This is a genomic window from Bizionia hallyeonensis (assembly GCF_042657385.1).
Classification (GTDB): domain Bacteria; phylum Bacteroidota; class Bacteroidia; order Flavobacteriales; family Flavobacteriaceae; genus Algorimicrobium; species Algorimicrobium hallyeonense.
Window position 1 is genome coordinate 1 of record NZ_JBHSLA010000018.1, and the last position, 2,235, is coordinate 2,235.

At 29.1% G+C, this 2,235-nt stretch carries 3 protein-coding genes; 2 read left to right on the forward strand and 1 reads right to left on the reverse strand.

From position 1 onward, the window contains the following. Positions 1–139: 139 nt before the first annotated feature. Together ACFPH8_RS14955 and ACFPH8_RS14960 are read left to right on the forward strand one after the other, a co-directional pair. A complete protein-coding gene (locus tag ACFPH8_RS14955; RefSeq protein WP_376862257.1) occupies positions 140–973 on the forward strand; it encodes an ankyrin repeat domain-containing protein in 834 nt (277 codons plus the stop codon). 156 nt (positions 974–1,129) lie between these two features. Continuing rightward, complete coding sequence (locus tag ACFPH8_RS14960) at positions 1,130–1,309, forward strand: hypothetical protein (protein ID WP_376862259.1); 180 nt, start codon at positions 1,130–1,132, stop codon at positions 1,307–1,309. Here ACFPH8_RS14960 and ACFPH8_RS14965 read toward each other — a convergent pair. Then, positions 1,290–1,934, reverse strand: coding sequence for a hypothetical protein (locus ACFPH8_RS14965; protein ID WP_376862261.1), 645 nt, complete (start codon positions 1,932–1,934; stop codon positions 1,290–1,292). The genes ACFPH8_RS14960 and ACFPH8_RS14965 overlap by 20 nt on opposite strands. Positions 1,935–2,235: the final 301 nt, after the last annotated feature.

A 2,235-nucleotide genomic window follows, 5' to 3' on the forward strand; every position in this document is an offset into this window, starting at 1 on the left:
AATGCAATTAATTTATACAATCAAATAAGATTACATTTATCTTTAGACTATAAAACACCTAATATGGTATATCAATTATCAGCGTAAATTCAATTTTAACCTGTAGCCATATTTCAGGACGAGACATGTAAAAACCGAAATGGAGAAATTTGAAAATTCGATATTTAATGAACAATGGGACAAAGCTCTCGAGTTTATATCTAAAGACGAAAACTTGATTTTTGAACTTAATTCGTATGACATTTCTTGGAAGATATTTTATTACAGTTTGGTAGAAAATGGAAAGGAAAAACACATTCCACCATGTGGAAAAAAAACTGATTTAAATAAGTTAGTAGAAATTTGCAAAGTGAATGGAATAACAGGAGAAAATTTACCGCAAGCAACAGCGTTTAAGGACAAAAATCAAATTAACTTTCTTTTAGCAAATGGACATAAGATAAACGAAGAGGATTTTGGAGAAAGAACTGCTTTAATGGTTGCTTCCGCATTAAACGACAAAGAATTAGTTAGATTTTTAATTGAAAAAAACGCAAATGTCTCTCATTTTGACCAAGATAATTTAGAAGCAATTGACTTCACAACTTCAAATGAAATTATAGAAATTTTAAAAGCAAATGGTGGAAATACAGAACACGAACGAGACAAAGAATATAATGATTATTGTAACGCAAGAGAATCTTTAAACGAAAGTAGAGAGATTAATCTGTCATTTATGAAAAGTGCTGAAAACGGAAATTTTGAGAAGTTAGAAAAGTCATTTAATCAAAGTAAAATTAAATCGTTGACATTAAACTTTGCGTATCCAATTAACGGATGGACTGCATTGCATTATGCTGTAAAAAATAATGACAAGAAATCAGTCAAATTCTTAATCGAAAATGGAATAGACATTGAAAAACGAAATTTAGATAATTTGACAGCAAAAGAATTAGCAGAACAATTAGAACGAACGAATTTATTTACGGAATGAATAAAACACTACTGGCAACAACGTATATAATTTATTGCTAGTTCTAGCCTGCTTACGAAAATCCTCGCGGATTTTCTATTTGGTTTGTATTTGCTAAATTAGGTGCTTAAAACACGCAACAAACCATATACAAACACGTTGGCAAAAATCTAAAAAATGACAGTATTAAGTGAATACCCTAACAGAGTTAAATCCGACCAAGACGATTTCTTAAACTTCTGTAATAAAGTTCTAAAAGAAGAAAAACTAAACAGTAGTGAAAAAATTAAACTAATTGACATCCGATTAGAAGACATTAAAAAAGAAATTGATAAAGTTACTCGTCTATATTTTTAATTCTTATCAACGTGTATAAAGTCATAAAAAATATAAACACTATTCCAAAAACGGACAATAAAGTAATTGTATTATCTATTGCAGTTGTACAATAATTGGTAGTAATACAACATTTAAAATGAGCTATAAGTATGAATATAATTGTTAGGGTTAATGGTACACCGATTGAAAAACCTGAAATTAATGGGTAGTTGTCATAAAACTTAACAGATGAATTATAAGTAGTGATAGAATCTTCTAAATCGGATATATGATATTTTTCAATATGTTGGGCTTTTTTGGTATCTGAACCAACTTTTCCATCATCATCTTTTTCATTAAAATTTGAGAGTTGTTTATGTTGATTTTTAGATGTTGTCAACATTAAGTTTGCGTCTTCCAAATTAAATTTTGAATTATCAATTTCCAATTTAATGTCTGACCATTTAGTGTCATCTGTATCCTTGAAAGTTTTTGCTTCGTAGTAAATTCTACACTTAAAGCAAGAATTCATTTCAGATATTACTTCGGATTTTGAGTTCTCGACCCAATTTTTAGAAGATTTAAAAAGTATAGCTAAAAAGGCAATCAAAATCCCCGAAATTGAGCCAAATAAGCTGATAAAAGTTGGTAGATAATCTAACATTAAAAATAGAATTAATTTTGGTAAATTTAGGAAATAATTAATAAAAAGCCATTTGCCAACAACGTATATAAAAAATAAGGGCTACAGTTCTCCGCCCGAAGTGGGAACTAAAATTTAACAATCACAACGTCCGAAAAGCATTGGATTTTAACCCTTTACTTTTCATATACAACAACGTTGGCAACAAGCTGAAAAAAACCGAGAAAACCGAAAATGAACAACGAAAAATGGAATGAAATATGCTTTTTACTATCCGACAATATTCGGACAGATATTAGTGAAAGTGATTTTGAACAAAATG